This is a genomic window from Lacinutrix sp. (assembly GCF_029238095.1).
Classification (GTDB): domain Bacteria; phylum Bacteroidota; class Bacteroidia; order Flavobacteriales; family Flavobacteriaceae; genus Lacinutrix.
The window spans coordinates 59233-77718 of the sequence record NZ_JAQWGS010000026.1 but is presented as its reverse complement, the minus strand read 5'-3'; the positions used below and the strand labels follow the sequence as shown (position 1 = coordinate 77718).

Here is an 18486-nt window from a genome sequence, read left to right as displayed (position 1 = left end):
ATATTTTGGTTAATTAGAACAGAAAGTTAAAAAATAAATTTTAAATGGATAAATTATTAAATTTTTATATTTAAAGACTTTAGGCCTTTTGAGTATGCATACAGCTCTTGAGTGTTTCTTCATAAATAGCTTCATATTGTGGTACTATATTATGAATATCAAATTTTTCAGCTTGCGCTCTAGCATTTAATTTGAATTTATCTAAAAGTGATTCGTCTTTTAAAAGTTTAATAGCATTTTTACTCATAGCTTCTACATCTCCAACATTACTTAAAAAACCAGAAAAATGATCTTCGTTTACTTCAGGAATTCCTCCTGTATTACTGGATATTACTGGAACTCCAGATGCCATAGCTTCTAAAGCAGATAAACCAAAACTTTCTGTTTCACTTGGAAGCAAAAATAAGTCGCTAAAGCATAAAATTCTATCAATTTCATTACTGTTACCAAAGAAAACCACTTTGTCACTTATACCTAGTTTTCTACATAATTGCTCCGCAGGTTCACGTTCAGGACCTTCACCAACCATCATTAATTTTGCTGGAAGCTCTTTTTGAACGTTATAGAAAATATTGATAACATCTGGAATACGTTTTACCTCTCTAAAATTACTAATATGAGTTATAATTTTCTCATGGTCGTTTGCCATCATTGCACGCTGACAGTCTGTAAATCCATGATTAAACTTACTTAAGTCTATAAAATTAGTAACTACACTTATGTCTTTTTTAATATTAAATAAACGTAATGTATCGTCTTTTAAACTCTGGGAAACTGCTGTTACAGCATCAGATTTGTTAATACTAAACGTAACAGCTGGCTTGTAAAATGGATGGTTACCAACTAAGGTAATATCTGTGCCATGAAGCGTGGTTACTATTGGCAAATAAATATTATCTTCTAATAATATTTTTTGAGCCATATACGCTGCATATGCATGAGGTATTGCATAATGTACATGAAATATTTCTATTTCGTGAAGCTTCACCATATCTACCAATTTACTAGATAAGGCTAATTCGTATGGTTGATAATGAAATAAAGGATATTCAGGAACATTAACTTCATGATAATGAATATTATTTCCTAAAAGTTCTAAGCGAACAGGCTGATTATAGGTTATAAAATGAATAGTATGACCACGTTTAGAAAGCTCTAAACCTAATTCTGTAGCTACTACTCCACTTCCTCCAAATGTAGGATAACAAACAATGCCTATTTTCATTTTTTTAGTTTTAAAGTGTCTAAAGTAATAAGTATTTAGAGTCAATAACTCAAACCTAAAACTGTAAGACTTTATTTTACTTTTATGTTAGTTGTAAAAAGTATGAATACTTACAATATATTTCAACTTTTAAATACTTATCTAATAATAGCCTCATAAATAGCTTCTTGTATGTTGGTTCTAATATCTTCACGAAGCAACATATTTTTTCCTTTAGAAGTTGGATAGGTTCTATTTGCCATAAACACATATACCAATTCCTCATCAGGATCTGCCCAAGTGTAGGTTCCTGTAAATCCTGAATGCCCAAAACTTGTCATAGACACACAACCACAAGTTGGTCCAGAATCTGCTAGTTGTGGTTTATCAAAACCAATCCCTCGTCTTACTTTTTTATCGCAATAGTAACATGTATTAAACTTATCTAATGTCTCTGGTTTTAAATAGCGTACACCTCCATAATAGCCTTTTTGTAGATACATTTGCATAATTTTAGCAATATCATTTGCATTGCTAAATACGCCAGCATGACCTCCTACACCATTTTGCATTGCTGCTCCCATATCGTTTACATAGCCTTGTACTTTTTGAAAACGATAATAATCGTCTTCCTCTGTTGGAGGAATCCGCGAATTACTAATGGTTTTATATGGATTGTAATGCGTATTATTTGCACCTAATGATTTATAAAAATGATCTTGTGCTAACTCGTCCAACGGTTTGTTATAATGACCTTCAATGTATTGTTTTAGAATATAATATGGTAAATCGCTATAACGATAACGCAAGGTTGACAACAAATCTGTTTCCTTAATAATTTTAGGAATAGAGTCTTGGTAGTCTTCACGCATGTATAAGTTGTTAGCGATCTTAATATTGAATTTACCTGTTGGTGTTTTACTGTAATATTTTGGAGAAGGTTGTTTTGTAACCGAATCTAAGGTTTCGTAATAAAAAGGAATCCATGGTTTTAATTGAGCATAATGCGACAACATTTTCTTAAGGGTAATATTCTTTTTATTAGATTTTTTATAATAAGGTAAAATAGTAGATAACTTAGTATCTAAAGACACGATACCTTGCTCCTCTAATTCCATTAATAATGGTAATGTGGCTACAATTTTAGTTAGAGATGCAACATCATAAATATCATCTCCTTTAACAACCTCAGCATCTTTATCGTAGGTATGGTGACCAAAATTTTTATTATATATTATGCTGCCTTTTCTTGCCACTATAAGTTGTATACCTGGTGTCATTCCAGCATTAACAGCATGATTAGCAATAGAATCTATTTTTTTTAATTTGTCTGAATTTATTCCTACACGCTCAGGAATACTATAGCCTAAACGTTTTAGTGAATTTGTTTGCACACCTTTACCAAGCCTAAAATTTGGTCCTGCAGATACTGGTAATGTTCCTTTTGCAGGAAGCGCTCCAAAAATAATTTCGGCTGAAGTCTCTTGAGCTATGTCACTATTTTGATAGCTAACAACAACACTTTCTATATTAGCAACTGTTTGTAAGTCTAATAAGGCATATGGCTTAGCAAATACATCTAATATAACGGTATTTGTTCTTGCTATTTCATAGAGCCATGTTAGTTCTTGGTCTGAGAACTGATAAGGTTTCCATGGACTCTCATTAGATTTATGAAAGCCAACAATAACAGTATTGTAGTTTTGAAGTTTTACTATTAAATCGCTTAACACATCTGCTTTAACTTCATGTATTTGTGTATATTTTTTTAAAGTATTTAAAAATGTTGAGCCATCATCATCACCTAATTTTACATAAGCTATTTTTTTTGTTTCTAAATGACGTAATGGTAGTATATTTGAAGTATCACGAGCAATAGTAATAGATTGCTCCATTAATTCTTCATATAACATGTCGTCATTTAATCGATTTAAATCTTCACTTAGATTTAGAAGTGAAATGGGTTTATAATTATTTAAACCAACTTTATATTTTGCTTGTAATACTTTTTTAACTGAATGCGCTAAACGTTCTTCTGTGATAATTCCGTTATTGTATGCATACTCTAGTTTTGAAATTCCAGAGGCTACATCTACAGACATTAGCATAACATCATTTCCAGCTAAAAAAGCTGCTAAGTCTATATTACCTATGGTGTTTTTAGAATCTTCGGTGTTACCGTCTACTCCTTCGAAAACAAAGTCTGCTGCACCTTTCATGGTTAAAGCATCTGTAAAAATAAGACCCTTAAAACCTAATCTTTCTTTTAAAATAGTAGTGACTATATTTTTTGAAATAGAAGATGGATAATCTTGTTTTGGTTCTAAACTCGGGATGTTTAAATGTGCAACCATAACACTAGATAATCCTTCTTTAATTAATGCTTTGTAAGGATATAACTCAACAGAATCTATACGTTTAGAACTGAATGCTACAGTTGGCAAAGTTTCATGAGAATCGGTCTCAGTATCACCATGTCCTGGAAAATGTTTCGCGTTTGCTAAAACACCTGCACTTTGCATACCTTTCATGAAAGCAGCGGCTTTTTTGGTAACGTTATCTCTATCTTCGCCAAAAGAACGATTACCTATAATAGGATTATTTGGATTTGTATTAATGTCCACTACTGGAGCAAAATTAAAATGAACTCCTAAACGTTTACAGTGCTCTCCTAACTGCTTTCCTGTTCTTTCTATTAAAGTATTATCTTTTATAGCACCAAGCGTCATGTTCCAAGGAAAAGCATAAGTAGAATCTAAACGCATGTTTAATCCCCATTCAGCATCCATACCAATTAGCATTGGTGTTTGAGAAGCAGCTTGCAATTCGTTATTTAGTTTTGCTTGACGATATGGACCACCTTTAGAATAAATAATACCACCAATTTTATTATTTTTTATTTGATTTAGAACTTTAGCCTTTTCATCTTCGTTTTGGCTAGAAAAAACTTGCACCATATATAATTGTGCAATTTTCTCCTTTAATGATAATGAATTATAAACGCTATCTACCCATTTTTTTTGTCCCTCAACATTATTGGTTAGTAATGGATTAGTAATCTCTTGTGCATAAAAAGCAGATGAAATAAGACTTAAAGTAAGTAATAAGAATAATTTGCGCATATAATTATAAGGATAAAAGTTGCTATAGTAAACTACAACTAAAAACTATGCCAAGTTATTATTTTTAGTGCTCTTATTAAAGATTTTAATATAGTTTTATGAAGAAATAATGTACACTTTTAATGTTCACTATTTACTATACTTTTATTTAATAATAGAATGCAATTTCTATTCTAATAAATCTATATGTTTATCATGATATCCTAGCAAATACAATACACCATCCAATCCTATACTGGAAATAGCACTTTGAGCGTTATCTTTTACTTTTGGTTTTGCATGAAAGGCTATACCTAAACCAGCAAGATTTAACATTGCTAAATCGTTTGCTCCATCACCAATAGCAATGGTTTGGCTAATGTTTAAACCTTCTTTATTTGCTATTTCTTTAAGGTATTCTGCTTTTTTATTGCCATCTACAATGTCACCAAGATAATGACCTGTTAATTCACCATCAATAATTTCTAATTCATTAGCATAAACATAATCTATACCTAATTCTTTCTGGAGATAGTTACCAAAGTATGTAAAACCTCCAGATAAAATTGCTGTTTTAAAACCATATTTTTTTAAAGTGTCTATTAAGCGTCTTGCACCTTTTGTTATTGGTAAGTTTTTAGCAACATCTTGAAGCACTTCTTCTTTTAAACCTTTTAAAAGTTTCATTCGTTTTTTAAAACTCTCATTAAAGTCAATTTCTCCTTGCATTGCAGATTCTGTTATTGCTCTAACTTCAACTCCAACTCCTGCTAATTCTGCAAGTTCGTCTATAACTTCGGTTTGAATTAATGTAGAATCCATATCGAAACAAACCAAACGTCGATTACGTCTATAGATATTATCTTCTTGAAAAGCAATATCTACATTTAGGTCTTTAGAAATTTGCATGAATTTTTCTGTAAACTCTGCTTTATTATCTATTTTGCCTCTTATAGATAGTTCTATTGATGCTCTTGGGTATTCTTCTTTTTCAACAAGAGAAGTACGTCCTGTTAAACGTTTTATGGCATCTATATTTAGGTTTTTTTCTGAAATAACATGAGTTACCATAGAAATTTGTTCTGCAGTTAATCGTTCTCCTAGAATAGTAATAATGTAACGGTCTTTACCTTGAAGCGTTACCCATTTTTCGTAATTTTCTAATGTAATTGGTGTAAATTTTGCTTGTATTCCTAATTCATAGGCTTTAAATAAGATATCTTTTAAAACAGGTGAAGCACTAGCACCTGATTCTATTTCGAATAACATACCTAACGACAAAGTATCATGAATATTAGCTTGTCCAATATCTAAAATTTTAGCACCATATGATGCTAAAACGTTTGTTATACTTGAGGTTAAACCTGGTTTATCTTGTCCTGAAATGTTTAATAAGAAGATTTCGTTCTTCATCATTTAAATTGAAAATTTTTGAAACCTAACTATTAACTAAGAAATCTATTGTGCCAACTCTCGCTAGCAGGAACCTCCCAATTTTCGTTTAACTCTACAATATTAGTTACTAAATTATTAAAAACGATGGTGTTTTTAGAGACTGCTTTTTGTTTTGCCATGGTTCTAAAGTCTGTTAAGGTTTTATGAGCCACAAATTCTCCTTGTTTGTAGGATACATTCATTTTATCCATTAAATCCACATTATACTCCTTTTCTAGTTGTTGAATAAAATGTACTGAAGCGTCAATACTACATCCTGTAGCAGCCTGAGAATCTTGATCTATTGCTAGAATAATAAAACGCTTGTATCTTATATCGAAACCTGCATTTAAGTCACTACCATGAGCTGTCCAATTCGTAATAAAGATGTTTAATTTTTCTTTTATCGCTTCTAATTCGTTTTCTGAAAACGAACGGTTGGCTTGATATATCCAAACTTTAGAATGTTCTGGAAGTGTATTGAATTCTACTAACATTTTATTTTTCCTTATTGTTGTTATTTTTCTTCCTTTTATAAAAAAGGTAAATTTCTTTTGCACCTAAAAGCGTACTAAAAATCAAAAAGTTAAAAATAAAAGTATTTAAGTTAAATGGTTTATTATTATATACATCCAATAGATACATGCAACCTGCAAAAAATAAACCTGCAAGTAGACTAAATAGTATTTTTGCTTTTGTGTTTTTACTTAAAGACATTGCTACTCTACTTTTTCTATCTTTTTTAGAACTTTAAAATTTCGATAATCTGTTATATTAGGATCGTACAACTCTATCTCTTCATAGATAACATGTAATTTTTGACCTTTAAGCGCTGAAGTATCGTTTAGCAAATTTGAACCTTCAAAATAACCAAACCATAACATTTTTTGTTCGCGATTATTGTTATCTTTAAAGTACACGAGATTAAATTGCTCAGTTTTTATTTTTGAAAACTCTCCATAGATGTCAAAACTTTCTATGATAGTTTCTTCATCTTCAAGGTTTCCTGCAAATGCCATAAATACATTTGGACAATAACCAACCATTGTAATTCCTATTTCTTCTCCAAATTTTTCTAAAGAAGCATCGTTAGAAAATGATATATTAAGATATTTATCTGCATTTTTCTTGTGTTTAGAATAGCTTTCCATTATACACAATCCAAATTCTAGCTCTACTTTTGCTGCACCGGCTTCCATGACATCTTCAATTTTACTAGAGATACAGTCGCAAGTTTCTTTTGCTATTACTTCTAATAAAGCTTCTTTAGAATCTATTTGAGCAAATAAACCACTGAAACTTAGAATGCAAATACAAGTGAAAATATTTTTTATCATTTTTTTATAAATTTTGCGAACTTGCAATTAACTCTGCAACATCCATAACTTTAATTTCGTTTTCTTTTTCTTTAACTTTTACTCCATCAGACATCATGGTCATACAATAAGGACAACCTGTGGCTATAATATCTGGTTTGGTTTCTAATGCATCTTCTGTTCGCAACTCATTAATGTCTTTATCTCCTTTTTCTGGCTCCTTAAACATTTGTGCTCCTCCAGCTCCACAACATAGTGCTGTAGCCTTATTACGCTTCATTTCTAACAACGTTGCATTTAACGTTTTTAATACATCCCTAGGTGCATTGTATTCTGAATTTGCTCTACCTAAATAGCATGGGTCGTGAAATGTAATGCGTTTATCTTTAAAACTACTTTCGTTTATTTTTAATTTATTAGTTGTAATTAACTCTTTAATAAATTGGGTATGATGTAAAACTTCGTAAGTTCCACCTAAACCAGGATATTCGTTTTTTATACAGTTAAAAGAATGTGGATCGCAGGTTACAATACGTTTTACATTGTATGCGTTTAACACTTCAATATTCATAACGGCTTGCATTTGAAACAAGAATTCATTTCCTGCTCTTTTTGCAAGGTCACCAGTTGCGCTTTCTTCGGTTCCTAAAACTGCAAAATTTACTTTTGCTTTGTTTAGAATTTTCACAAATGCTTTTGTTATTTTTTTTGCTCTATCGTCGTAACTTCCAGCTGAACCTACCCAAAATAGAATATCTGGTGTTTTGCCTTCTGCTATAAGTTCTGCCATTGTTGGCACAATAAGTTGTTCGCTCATGTTGTTTATTTTATATGAGTTATTTCTCTTTTTCTTTTATTCCTGCAAAGTCTTTTTTTGCTATTCTAATGTAAACAGCAATTTTCTTTTTGCCATCTATTAATTGGTTTTTAGGGTCGTTTTTTTCGTTCTCTGTTCGTCTAATAGCATCTTCACCTAGCAACTTTAATTGGTTTTTAGAACAGTAATCACAAAACACTTTTTTTAGTGTAATGTCTATTGGTTTTCCTGCTTTATAATCTATTTCTGTATAGACTTTTATTTGCAAGGAGTCTTTTCTATAATCTTGTGCCGAAATGTTTTGAAAAGCGCATAGCATAATAAGTATAATAGTTAGCTCGTATGTTGCTGTTTTACTTTTCATTTTTATTTATTTCTGGTTTGCATTAGCGATTGAGGCATTTGTTGAAGCTCCTTGCAGAGAGCGCGACCTTTAGGTAATGCCCAAATTATATTTTTATTCGTCTTTCCAGTTTAGTCTATCCATTTGGTTATATGGCCATGGTGCTCCATTATTTTCAATATTTGTCATCATGTTATTCAATTCCATTGGTGCTGCACTTTGTTCCATTACTAGATAGTTTCGCATTTCCATGATAATATTTAATGGATCGATACTTATTGGGCAAGCTTCTACACAGGCATTACAACTAGTACAAGCCCAAAGTTCTTCGGTAGTGATATAGTCGTTTAATAACTGCTTACCATCGTCTACAAATACGCCATTGTTAGCATCTATATTTTTACCTACCTCTTCTAGACGGTCTCTGGTGTCCATCATGATTTTACGAGGAGATAATTTTTTACCTGTTAAATTTGCTGGACATTCGCTAGTACAACGTCCACATTCTGTACAAGAATAGGCATTAAGTAAGTTTAACCAACTTAAATCTTGCACATCACTGGCTCCAAATTTTGCTGGTGGCACATCTGCTTCATCTTCAGCTGGTACTGCATAAGGATCTGCATCTGGATCCATCATTAATTTAACTTCTTTGGTTACGGCATCGTTATTTGGAAATTGTCCTTTAGGTGTTAGTTTGCCATAATAGGTGTTTGGGAATGCCAATAATATGTGTAAATGCTTAGAATAATATAGGTAATTCAAAAAGATTAAAATACCTACAATATGCAACCACCAAGAGCTTCTTTCTACAAGGTGTAAACTGTTTTCTGAAAGTCCTGAGAATAATGGTGCTATATATTGACTGATTATATTACCAGAGTCTAAGGCTTGAAATGATGTGTCTGTTGCATTCATAACCAAAAACAAGGTCATTAATACCATTTCAAAATAAAGAATAATATTCCCATCGTTTTTTGGCCAGCCTGACATTTCACTACTCATAAAACGTTTTAGTTTAATAACGTTTCTACGAATCCAGAATATAATTACTGCTATAAACACTAAAGCAGCTAACACTTCGAAGGTTCCTATTAAAAATCCATAAAGCGATTCTGGTAGTATGCTCAAACCTATTCTATGTGTTCCGAAAAGACCATCGATTATAATTTCTAATACCTCTATGTTTATGATTACAAAGCCTACATATACTATAATATGAAAAAAACCTGATACTGGACGTTTTACCATTTTACTTTGTCCTAAAGCAATCATGGCCATATTTTTCCAGCGTTGTGATTTATTATCGTTTATGTCTTTGTCTTTTCCTAGCTTTATGTTACGAAAAAGTTTTTTTACATTTCTAGCAAAGTAACCAATGCCAGCAATTAGAATAATAGCAAATAGTATGTTTGGTAAATAGTTCATGTTAATAGTTGTGTTTTAATTCTTTTCTTTTATCTCATTACCTTCAGCATCATAACGTTTTGCTTTTTTTCCAAATAATGAAAAATGCACATAACGTTTAGGATTAAGTTTCATATCCTCAAGTAATTCTTCCATTTGCTTTGAAGCACCTGCAAGATTTTGGTATAGTTTTTCGTCTTTTAATAGCATACCTATAGAACCTTCTCCATTTTCTATACTTGCCATTACATTATCGAATTTTTTTATGGTTTCTTGTAATTCTTTAACTGTTTTTGCAATATCTACTTCTGCCATATTATTAGTCATTGTAGTTAAATTGCCAGATGTTGTTTCGAAATTAGCAAGTGTATTGTCTAATTTTGCTTTGTTAGCATCTATTAAGCTATTTATGGATTTTGCTGTAGCATTAAAACTTTGTACTGTAGTATTAAGACTAGCTATACTGTTTTTTAAATCGGATTGCGCCTTTGCATCAAAAATGGTGTTAAAACTAACTAAAAGTGTATCGGTTTCACTCATTACTTTCTCTATTTTTTCTTGTAATGGTGTTAATCTCTCGTTTACCAACTCTACAATACCTTCTTTTGTTGCGCTTTCTAAATAATCTCCATTTTTAGCATTTGGAGCATTATCAAAAGCTGGAATAATTTGTATTTCTTTTCCACCTATAAATCCATTTTGAAATAACTCGGCTTTACTATTTTTAGAGAATTTAAAACCTGTATCTACACTCATTTTAACTACTAGTACTCCAGAGTTTTCATCTTCGAAATAAATATCTAAAACTTTACCAATGGCATAACCATTAATGGTAACTGGTGTAGATGGCTTTAACCCTTCAACATTGTTATATTTAGAATATACAATCATGGAGTCTTCTAAAAGATTATTGCCTTTTAAATAACTAAAACCAAAAATAAATAGTACAATTCCTAAAATGGCAAGTATAGCAGTTTTGACTTCTCTGGATATTTTCAAAATAAAAGTGTTTGATTTGGTAACAAAAATAAAATAAATATACTTAGAATAGGTCTAATTACTTACACTATTTAGGGCTTTTTGTAAACTAATACGCTTCCCTTCTTTGTAAGCAACTATAAATGCACTTTTAAAGCCTTTTTGCCTAGCTTCGTTTTGCATTGTTTGTATTTTGTTAATATTTGATGAATATCCATAAAAATATTTATACAAATCACCTTCTTTCTCTCTAGAAATCTCTTTCAGGCCTTTAAAATTAAAAGGTTTTGGCTCTAGTTTTTTTGAAGATGCTGCAATTTGAACTTTAAAGATAGTATTAGGTATTATTTTGTCTTCACTAACTGTTTGGTTAACTTCTTCTTTGTTAGGAATAATAAAATTGCTGTCTACAATGTTACCAAATATTTGATTTTTATAGCTTACAATACCATCTTTAATGGCTTTAGCCATTTCTGTTTGCCCTTTTTTAGAGTTTAAATACGCTCCTTCTTTTTTGTAGGTTAAAAATCCTGTCTCTACTAAAACACTTGGCATATAGGTGTTGTGTAATACCCAAAAAACATCTTGTTTTACTTTTCTGTTTTTACGATTTAAATTCACCATGTTTTCTTGAATAATATTTGCAAGTAAAATACTATTGTCTAAGTTTTCTTCAGCTATTGCACTTATTCCAATTAAAGATTCTGGCTTGTTTGGATTAAATCCAGAGTATTTTTCTTCATAATTATCTTCTAGATAAATGACTTCATTCTCTTTTTTTGCGGTATTTAAGTTTTGTGAGCTTTTGCTCAAACTCATAACAAAGGTTCCTGCTCCATGCGCTTGGTTGGTGTAAGAATCGCAATGTACAGAAACAAACAAATCTGCATCTGCTCTATTTGCTATTGCTGCTCTTTCAATTAACTCTATAAATACATCTGTTTTTCTAGTATATATAACTTTAAAATCTGGCATTTTCTCTAAAGCAGCACCAATTTTTAATATTATATTTAATGCGATTGTTTTTTCTTCATACCCATTTCCTAGGTTGCCAGGATCTTTTCCTCCATGTCCAGCATCAAGAACAACAATAAATTGTTCTGCTTTTTTTTGAGCATTTGCAGAAAGCGCTACTGTTAATGTTATTATAATTGATACGAAAAGTGTTTTTAATCTCGTTTGCATAGTGATATAAGCGATTTTAATGGTGTTTAGTATGGATTTATAAATTATGTTAAATTGATAAATTAATCATAAAAAATATATGTAATTTTGGGAATTCAAAAACCGAGCCATACTTTAGCAAAAATACATACAAAAGCGTTGCATACAAATAGAATCCATATACTTTTTGTTTTAAGTTTTACAGTGTTTATCAACACTTTTAGCTTTGCCCAAGTAGACCCTAAAAGCGAAAGTATAGAAATAACTCCAAGTTTAGAAAAAGAAACTGTTGCTAAACCAATAGTTAATGATACTATTGTTTTGCCAATTGAAAAAGCTATGACTCTTAAAGAATCTGACTCTACAGCTACAGATTCTATAAAACCTAAACCAGCACTTTTACAAGGCACAGTAACATCTAGAGCAAAAGATTATAATGCTTTTGATAGACGAGAGAAAAAGGCATACCTATACAATGAAGCCCAAGTAAACTACCTAGATATGGAAATCACTGCAGGTACTATTGTTATAGATTACAGTAAAAATCTAGTATATGCAGGAAGATTAAAAGATACAGCTGGTGTATATTCTCAAAGACCTGTATTTAAGCAAGGCGAAAATATTGTTGAGCCAGATTCCATTATTTTTAATTTTAAGAATAAAAAAGCTTTAATTTTTAATTCTAGAACCGAACAAGGTGAAATGAAAGTTTTATCTAAATACTCAAAAAAAGAAAACGATTCTGTTTATTATTTAGGTAATATGCGAATAACGACGTCTAAAAACGAAGAGGATCCTGAGTATTGGTTTGATGTTAATAAAGCAAAATTGGTACCCAACAAAAAAATAATTGCCAGTAGCGCTCAAATGTTTATTTACGATGTGCCTACTCCACTTGTTGTCCCTTTCGCTTATTTTCCTCTAAATAAAAAACAAACTTCAGGAGTGATTTTTCCAAGTTTTGGTGAGCAAAATGACAGAGGCTATTTTTTGCAAAATGGAGGTTATTATTTTGCTATAAATGATTATGTAGATTTAGCTGTGTTAGGAGACTATTATACTAATGGAAGTTATGGACTGCGTTTAGAAAATAACTACAAAAAACGCTATAAATTTAATGGTCGATTAGGATTTAGATACGAGAATTTAATAAATAGCGAACGTGGTTTTCCAGACTATTCTAAAACTACAATCTACAATTTGCGTTGGTCTCACAATCAGGATACAAAATCAAATCCAAGTTCAAGATTTTCTGCTTCTGTAAACTTAGGAAGTAGTAACTATTACCAGCAATCGCTAAACCAAGTAAACACGGCTAGTTTTTTAAATAATACTTTAGCATCTTCTGTCTCTTATTCTAAAACGTTTCAAGGTGAGCCTCAAGTGAATATGAGTTTAACAGCTACACATTCTCAAAACACCCAAACCGAGCAAATAAACCTAACTCTACCAACCTTTCAAGCTAGTGTTGGTCGTGTTTTTCCTTTTGCTCCTAAAGTAGGTTCTAAAAAAGGAATTATTCAGAATATAAACTTACAATATAATGTTAGAGCAGAAAACAGAATCCAAACTACAGATTCTTTATTCTTTAAAAGTGAAATGTTTGATGATGCTAAAATAGGAATGAAACACTCTATTCCTATAACCACCAACTTTAAAATCTTTAATTATTTTAGTGTAAGTGCTAATGCAAATTTTGATGAAACTTGGACGTTAAATACTATCGATCGTTTTTATGACAGTGCTAATAATACTACAGTAACAGAAGACATAAAAGGCTTCGATTCTTACAGAACATATAACTTTTCATCAAGTATTGGTACAACAGTCTATGGTAATTTTAATTTTGAAGATGAAGGTGAAGATAAAAAAATTAAAGCCATTAGGCATGTCATGCGACCTAGCATAAGTTACAATGTTAATCCTGCTTTTGATAGGTATTATGACACTTATGAAGTAACAGATATAAACGGAAATAGCATTAGTGAAAATGAGTTTTCTCGTTTTGAAGGCAGCCTATTTGGGTCTCCAAACCAAAATTATTCTAGCTCTATAGGTATAGGACTCAGTAATAATATTGAAGCTAAAGTAAGAGACAAAGACAGTACAAAAATAGAACCAAAAAAAATTATATTATTAAATAATTTAAATTTCTCTACTTCATACAATCTTGCAGGTGATTCCCTACGTATAAGTCCTGTTAGAATGAGTGGTGGCACACAATTATTCGATAATAAAATGAATGTGAATTTTGGTGCAACTCTAGATCCTTATGCCTTAGATAATAATAATAGAAAAATAGATGAGTTTAATATTAAAAATGGAGGAAGCTTATTTAGAATGACAAGTGCAAACCTAACAATAGGTTATAGCTTAAATAGTAAAGGTAATGATAGAAATTCTAAAACTAGTGATAGAAGTAGAACTGAAACTCTAGATAGTGGAGGACGTGATGATGATTTATTTGGTAGATCTCAAGATTTTGCAGACCAACGTTTTACAGAAGACGACGATGAAGAAGAAGAAGTAGGAGATTTATACAATTATTCAATTCCATGGAATTTGCGCTTGGCATATGCTGTTAATTATTCTAATGCACAACGACAAAATGAAATATCTTCACATTCTTTAATGTTTTCTGGAGATATTGAAGTTTCTCCACGTTGGAGTGTTGGCGCATCTTCTGGATACGATTTTAAAAACAAAGGTTTCTCATATACTCAATTACGTTTTGCACGAGATTTACTAAGCTGGCGCATGAATTTTAGTTGGATTCCATTTAGTCCTAGAAGTTCTTGGAATTTCTTTATTGGTATTAAAGCCAATGTATTAAAAGATTTAAAATACGAGCAACGTTTACAACCAGACCAAAGACTTTAATTTAGACTCTTTTTTCATGAAAAAAATAATTAAAACAATACATGCTCCTGCTCCAATAGGACCATACAATCAAGCAGTTTTAAGTGGGAACACTTTATATACTTCTGGACAAATTGCCTTACATCCAGAAACTGGAGCATTAGTTCTTGATGATATAACTAGGGAAACAAAACAAGTTATGGAAAATATGAAAGCTGTTTTGGAGGCTGCAGATATGACTTTTGAAAACGTAGTTAAAAGCTCTATCTTTATTAGTAATATGCATAACTTTAACGCTATTAATAAAGTTTATGCAAGTTATTTTAATGAAGCTACAGCTCCTGCGCGAGAAACCGTGGAGGTTGCAAATTTACCAAAGTTTGTAAATGTAGAGATTAGTATGATTGCTATTAAATAGCTTTCATAAAAAGTGCAGCGCTAGATGCATTTGTTGCTAATGGTACTTCATGTAAATCGCATAGTCTCATAAGCATTAAAACATCTGGTTCATGAGGATGCTTTTCTAATGGGTCTCTAAAAAATATAACCATATTACATTTGCCTTCGGCTACTCTAGCAGCAATTTGCGCATCACCTCCTAATGGTCCTGATAGCATTTTAAGGACTTGAAATCCTGCTTTTTTAACTTTTTCGCCAGTTGTTCCTGTAGATATTAAAGTTATATTTTTTTGATGTAAAATAGATTTATGCTCATTTAAGAACTGAACCATTTCTGCTTTCTTTCCGTCATGAGCAATAATTGCTATTTCCATTAATTATGTTGTTTAGTATGAAATGACACTAAACCTTCTATAGGTCTGCGTTCAAAATTACCAGTTTTATATCCCAATTCTTTAGCTACTTGCTTAATTTCATCTTTACAGAAATAAGCAATAGAGCCAGCAAAATGTACAGGAACTGTTTTTATTTCTTCTTTAAATTGAAGAATCATATTCTTAGAAAATAGGCGAATTCCATTTTTTATTAATTCTCGAATATATTCAGAATCTTTATTCAAAATCATGAATTCAGCAAAATTTGCTAGGTATGCATTAGGATTTGGTTGTTTGTAAAGATTATGTTTAATATAATCTGCATCTAGATTATATTTATCTTCAAAAGCAATCTTTATATTCTCTGGCATATGATTAAAATAATAATCGCGAATAAGTTGTTTTCCAAAATAGTTTCCTGAGGCATCATCCATTAATGTATAACCTAATGAGTCTACACGTTGCTCTAAGGTTTTACCATTGTAATAACTACAGTTAGATCCTGTTCCTAAAATACAAACTACAGCAGCTTCGTTAGGCGTATTTATTGTTGCATAAACAGCAGCCATAGTATCTTCACTAACTTCTACTAATGCATTTGGAAAAAACTGTTGCAATACAATTTTTAATGCTATTCTTGGGTTTTCTGTACCGCAACCTGCTCCATAGAAATAGACATTAGTAACTACATCTTTATTAGCTGTTAGTTCTTTACTTTTATTTATGGTTTTTCTAAGTTTTTTTTCAGAAAGTATAGCAGGATTTAAGCCTTTAGTTCTAATTTTCTCAAGTAATTGGTTGCCATTTTTATCTATTGCAATCCAATCGCATTTTGTGGAACCACTATCAACAATTAATATCATGATTTAAATTTAGTTTAATTATTTAAATAAAAAAAGCGCAGTAAAACTTTTGAAAGAAAATTCTAATGCGCTTTTAGAATAGAAAAAGACTATTGTAAATTGTTTATTTTTTCTGCTAAATCAACTAATTTATTAGAATAACCAAATTCATTATCATACCAAGATACTAATTTAAAAAATGTAGAATTTAGTTCTATTGCAGCTGCAGCATCAAAAATACTAGTACGATCATCACTTACAAAATCTTGAGAAACCATCAACTCATCAGTATATCCTAAAACACCTTGCATTGCGCCTTCAGACGCTTTTTTAAATGCAGCTTTAATTTCTGCTAAAGATGTTTCTTTTTTAGTTTTAACTGTTAAATCTACTACAGAAACGTTAGCTGTAGGAACTCTAAAGGCCATACCAGTTAATTTCCCGTTAAGTTCTGGAATAACTTTGCCTACTGCTTTTGCAGCACCAGTAGACGCTGGAATAATATTTAATAAAGCACTACGTCCACCTCTCCAATCTTTTTTAGAAGGACCATCTACTGTTAATTGAGTCGCTGTTGTTGCATGAACTGTAGTCATTAATGCTTCTTCTATACCAAAATTATCTTCAAGAACTTTAGCTAAAGGCGCCAGGCAGTTAGTGGTGCAAGAGGCGTTAGATACAATTGTATCTGATGCTTTTAATTTCTGGTCATTTACACCCATTACAAACATTGGTGCATCTGCACTTGGTGCAGAAATGACTACTTTTTTTGCGCCACCTATTATATGGTAGTTTGCTGTTTCTAAAGTTGTAAAAATCCCTGTACAATCTGCAACAACCTCTGCTCCTGCTTCATCCCATTTCAGGTTTTTTGGATCTCTTTCTGCAGTCACTCTAATGGTTTTACCATCAACTACAAGATTTCCATCTTTTACTTCAATAGTACCATCAAACTTTCCATGAACAGAATCATATTTTAATAAATACGCTAAATGTTCTACATCTAATAAATCGTTTATTGCTACTACATCAACGTTATCACGTTTTACTGTCGCTCTAAATACAATACGACCTATTCTACCAAATCCGTTAATTCCTAATTTTAATTTTGACATAATTTTATATTTGTTTTTTATTGGTTTCCGAAAGAACGGAAATACTATTATTTTTTATATTATGTGGTCATTATATCAGACACACGTATTAATTCTTTGTTTATTTTAGATTTACCTTTTACGGCTTTCTCTAAAGGTGTTAATGCAATTTTATCGCTAAGTAATCCAACCATGAAATTTGATTGTCCTTCCATTAAGCTTTCCACTGCTTTTACTCCCATTCTACTTGCTAAAACACGGTCGAAACACGATGGTGATCCACCACGTTGCATGTGCCCAAGAACTGAAACTCGAACTTCATATTCTATCATGTTTTCTTCAACATAATCTTTTAGTTCGAAAACGTTTTTGCCAATTTTATCACCTTCAGATACGACTACAATACTGGAAGATTTTCCTGATTTTTTACTACGTCTTAAAGACTCTAATAAGCGATCTAAACCTAGGTCTTCTTCTGGAATTAGGATTTCTTCTGCTCCTGCTCCAATCCCTACATTTAAAGCTATATGTCCAGCATCTCTTCCCATAACTTCTACAAAAAACAGTCTGTTATGTGAACTGGCAGTGTCTCTAATTTTATCTATACAATCTACAACTGTATTTAAAGCAGTATCGTAACCTAGTGTGTGTGAGGTTCCATAAATATCGTTATCTATAGTTCCTGGAATTCCCATAACTGGAAAGTTATACTCTTTATTAAATATAAGAGCTCCGTTAAAAGTACCATCTCCTCCTATTGTAACTAGACCGTCTATACCTTTTTCTACTAATGCTTTATGCGCTTTTTTTCTCCCTTCAGGAGTTCTAAATGCATTAGAACGAGCAGATTTTAGTATTGTACCACCTTTATTAACAATTCCTTTTACATTTCTAGCCGTTAAATCTGTAAAATCTCCTTCAATCATGCCTTCATAGCCACGATAAATCCCTACACATTCTATATTATGAAAGGCGCAAGTTCTAGCTACAGATCTAATTGCAGCATTCATTCCTGGAGAGTCTCCTCCAGAGGTCATAACTCCAATTTTTTGTATTTTTTTAGACATATAATTCCCTTGTTTCTAGCTAAACTAGTAAAGTATTTCTATATAATAACAAGGATTTCACAAAATTTAACAAGCACAGTTTCACTA

Annotated in this window: 16 protein-coding genes; 2 read left to right on the top strand and 14 right to left on the bottom strand. The window is 31.4% G+C overall.

Annotated elements, in window-relative coordinates:
- Window positions 1-79: 79 nt before the first annotated feature.
- The 10 genes from bshA to P8H50_RS08305 form a co-directional block, all read right to left on the bottom strand.
- Entirely contained in the window at window positions 80-1225 is a 1146-nt protein-coding gene (gene bshA / locus P8H50_RS08350) for an N-acetyl-alpha-D-glucosaminyl L-malate synthase BshA (protein WP_300207687.1), read from the bottom strand.
- A gap of 137 nt (window positions 1226-1362) precedes the next feature.
- Window positions 1363-4326, bottom strand: coding sequence for a glycoside hydrolase family 3 N-terminal domain-containing protein (locus tag P8H50_RS08345; protein ID WP_300207686.1), 2964 nt, complete (start codon window positions 4324-4326; stop codon window positions 1363-1365).
- A gap of 168 nt (window positions 4327-4494) precedes the next feature.
- Entirely contained in the window at window positions 4495-5718 is a 1224-nt protein-coding gene (serB, locus tag P8H50_RS08340) for a phosphoserine phosphatase SerB (RefSeq protein WP_300208245.1), read from the bottom strand.
- Between the two features lie 32 nt (window positions 5719-5750).
- Window positions 5751-6236, bottom strand: a complete 486-nt coding sequence (locus P8H50_RS08335) for an ABC transporter ATPase (RefSeq protein ID WP_300207685.1) — start codon at window positions 6234-6236, stop codon at window positions 5751-5753.
- A gap of 222 nt (window positions 6237-6458) precedes the next feature.
- A complete protein-coding gene (locus P8H50_RS08330) occupies window positions 6459-7076 on the bottom strand; it encodes a hypothetical protein (RefSeq protein ID WP_300207684.1) in 618 nt (205 codons plus the stop codon).
- A 4-nt stretch (window positions 7077-7080) separates the two neighbouring features.
- Window positions 7081-7872, bottom strand: coding sequence for a (Fe-S)-binding protein (locus P8H50_RS08325; RefSeq protein WP_300207683.1), 792 nt, complete (start codon window positions 7870-7872; stop codon window positions 7081-7083).
- Between the two features lie 19 nt (window positions 7873-7891).
- A complete protein-coding gene (locus P8H50_RS08320) occupies window positions 7892-8236 on the bottom strand; it encodes a hypothetical protein (protein WP_300207681.1) in 345 nt (114 codons plus the stop codon).
- Window positions 8237-8329: 93 nt separating this feature from the next.
- Entirely contained in the window at window positions 8330-9643 is a 1314-nt protein-coding gene (locus P8H50_RS08315) for a 4Fe-4S dicluster domain-containing protein (RefSeq protein WP_300207679.1), read from the bottom strand.
- A 15-nt stretch (window positions 9644-9658) separates the two neighbouring features.
- Window positions 9659-10621 (bottom strand): MlaD family protein, encoded by a 963-nt coding sequence (locus P8H50_RS08310; protein ID WP_300207678.1) that lies wholly within the window; start codon window positions 10619-10621, stop codon window positions 9659-9661.
- Between the two features lie 54 nt (window positions 10622-10675).
- Window positions 10676-11785 (bottom strand): N-acetylmuramoyl-L-alanine amidase, encoded by a 1110-nt coding sequence (locus tag P8H50_RS08305; RefSeq protein WP_300207677.1) that lies wholly within the window; start codon window positions 11783-11785, stop codon window positions 10676-10678.
- An 87-nt stretch (window positions 11786-11872) separates the two neighbouring features.
- On the opposite strand from P8H50_RS08305, the gene P8H50_RS08300 reads away from it, so the two are divergent.
- Together P8H50_RS08300 and P8H50_RS08295 are read left to right on the top strand one after the other, a co-directional pair.
- A complete protein-coding gene (locus P8H50_RS08300) occupies window positions 11873-14644 on the top strand; it encodes a putative LPS assembly protein LptD (RefSeq protein WP_300207676.1) in 2772 nt (923 codons plus the stop codon).
- A gap of 16 nt (window positions 14645-14660) precedes the next feature.
- Complete coding sequence (locus P8H50_RS08295) at window positions 14661-15041, top strand: Rid family detoxifying hydrolase (RefSeq protein ID WP_300207675.1); 381 nt, start codon at window positions 14661-14663, stop codon at window positions 15039-15041.
- Here the strand turns inward: P8H50_RS08295 and P8H50_RS08290 are convergent.
- From P8H50_RS08290 to pfkA, 4 genes are all read right to left on the bottom strand, one after another.
- Complete coding sequence (locus P8H50_RS08290) at window positions 15034-15396, bottom strand: methylglyoxal synthase (RefSeq protein WP_300207674.1); 363 nt, start codon at window positions 15394-15396, stop codon at window positions 15034-15036. The two genes, P8H50_RS08295 and P8H50_RS08290, sit on opposite strands and share 8 nt — an antisense overlap.
- A complete protein-coding gene (locus P8H50_RS08285) occupies window positions 15396-16259 on the bottom strand; it encodes an N-acetylglucosamine kinase (protein ID WP_300207673.1) in 864 nt (287 codons plus the stop codon). The genes P8H50_RS08290 and P8H50_RS08285 overlap by 1 nt, the downstream gene beginning before the upstream one ends.
- 89 nt (window positions 16260-16348) lie before the next feature.
- Entirely contained in the window at window positions 16349-17353 is a 1005-nt protein-coding gene (gene gap / locus P8H50_RS08280) for a type I glyceraldehyde-3-phosphate dehydrogenase (protein WP_300207671.1), read from the bottom strand.
- Window positions 17354-17412: 59 nt separating this feature from the next.
- Window positions 17413-18399, bottom strand: a complete 987-nt coding sequence (pfkA, locus tag P8H50_RS08275; protein WP_300207669.1) for a 6-phosphofructokinase — start codon at window positions 18397-18399, stop codon at window positions 17413-17415.
- Window positions 18400-18486: the final 87 nt, after the last annotated feature.

Coding starts and splice junctions, on each gene's coding strand:
- P8H50_RS08335 (WP_300207685.1), bottom strand. CDS start 6,236: ATGTTAGTAGAATTCAATACACTTCCAGAACATTCTAAAGTTTGGATA.
- serB (WP_300208245.1), bottom strand. CDS start 5,718: ATGAAGAACGAAATCTTCTTATTAAACATTTCAGGACAAGATAAACCA.
- P8H50_RS08330 (WP_300207684.1), bottom strand. CDS start 7,076: ATGATAAAAAATATTTTCACTTGTATTTGCATTCTAAGTTTCAGTGGT.
- P8H50_RS08345 (WP_300207686.1), bottom strand. CDS start 4,326: ATGCGCAAATTATTCTTATTACTTACTTTAAGTCTTATTTCATCTGCT.
- P8H50_RS08325 (WP_300207683.1), bottom strand. CDS start 7,872: ATGAGCGAACAACTTATTGTGCCAACAATGGCAGAACTTATAGCAGAA.
- P8H50_RS08285 (WP_300207673.1), bottom strand. CDS start 16,259: ATGATATTAATTGTTGATAGTGGTTCCACAAAATGCGATTGGATTGCA.
- P8H50_RS08290 (WP_300207674.1), bottom strand. CDS start 15,396: ATGGAAATAGCAATTATTGCTCATGACGGAAAGAAAGCAGAAATGGTT.
- P8H50_RS08320 (WP_300207681.1), bottom strand. CDS start 8,236: ATGAAAAGTAAAACAGCAACATACGAGCTAACTATTATACTTATTATG.
- P8H50_RS08315 (WP_300207679.1), bottom strand. CDS start 9,643: ATGAACTATTTACCAAACATACTATTTGCTATTATTCTAATTGCTGGC.
- pfkA (WP_300207669.1), bottom strand. CDS start 18,399: ATGTCTAAAAAAATACAAAAAATTGGAGTTATGACCTCTGGAGGAGAC.
- P8H50_RS08305 (WP_300207677.1), bottom strand. CDS start 11,785: ATGCAAACGAGATTAAAAACACTTTTCGTATCAATTATAATAACATTA.
- gap (WP_300207671.1), bottom strand. CDS start 17,353: ATGTCAAAATTAAAATTAGGAATTAACGGATTTGGTAGAATAGGTCGT.
- bshA (WP_300207687.1), bottom strand. CDS start 1,225: ATGAAAATAGGCATTGTTTGTTATCCTACATTTGGAGGAAGTGGAGTA.
- P8H50_RS08295 (WP_300207675.1), top strand. CDS start 14,661: ATGAAAAAAATAATTAAAACAATACATGCTCCTGCTCCAATAGGACCA.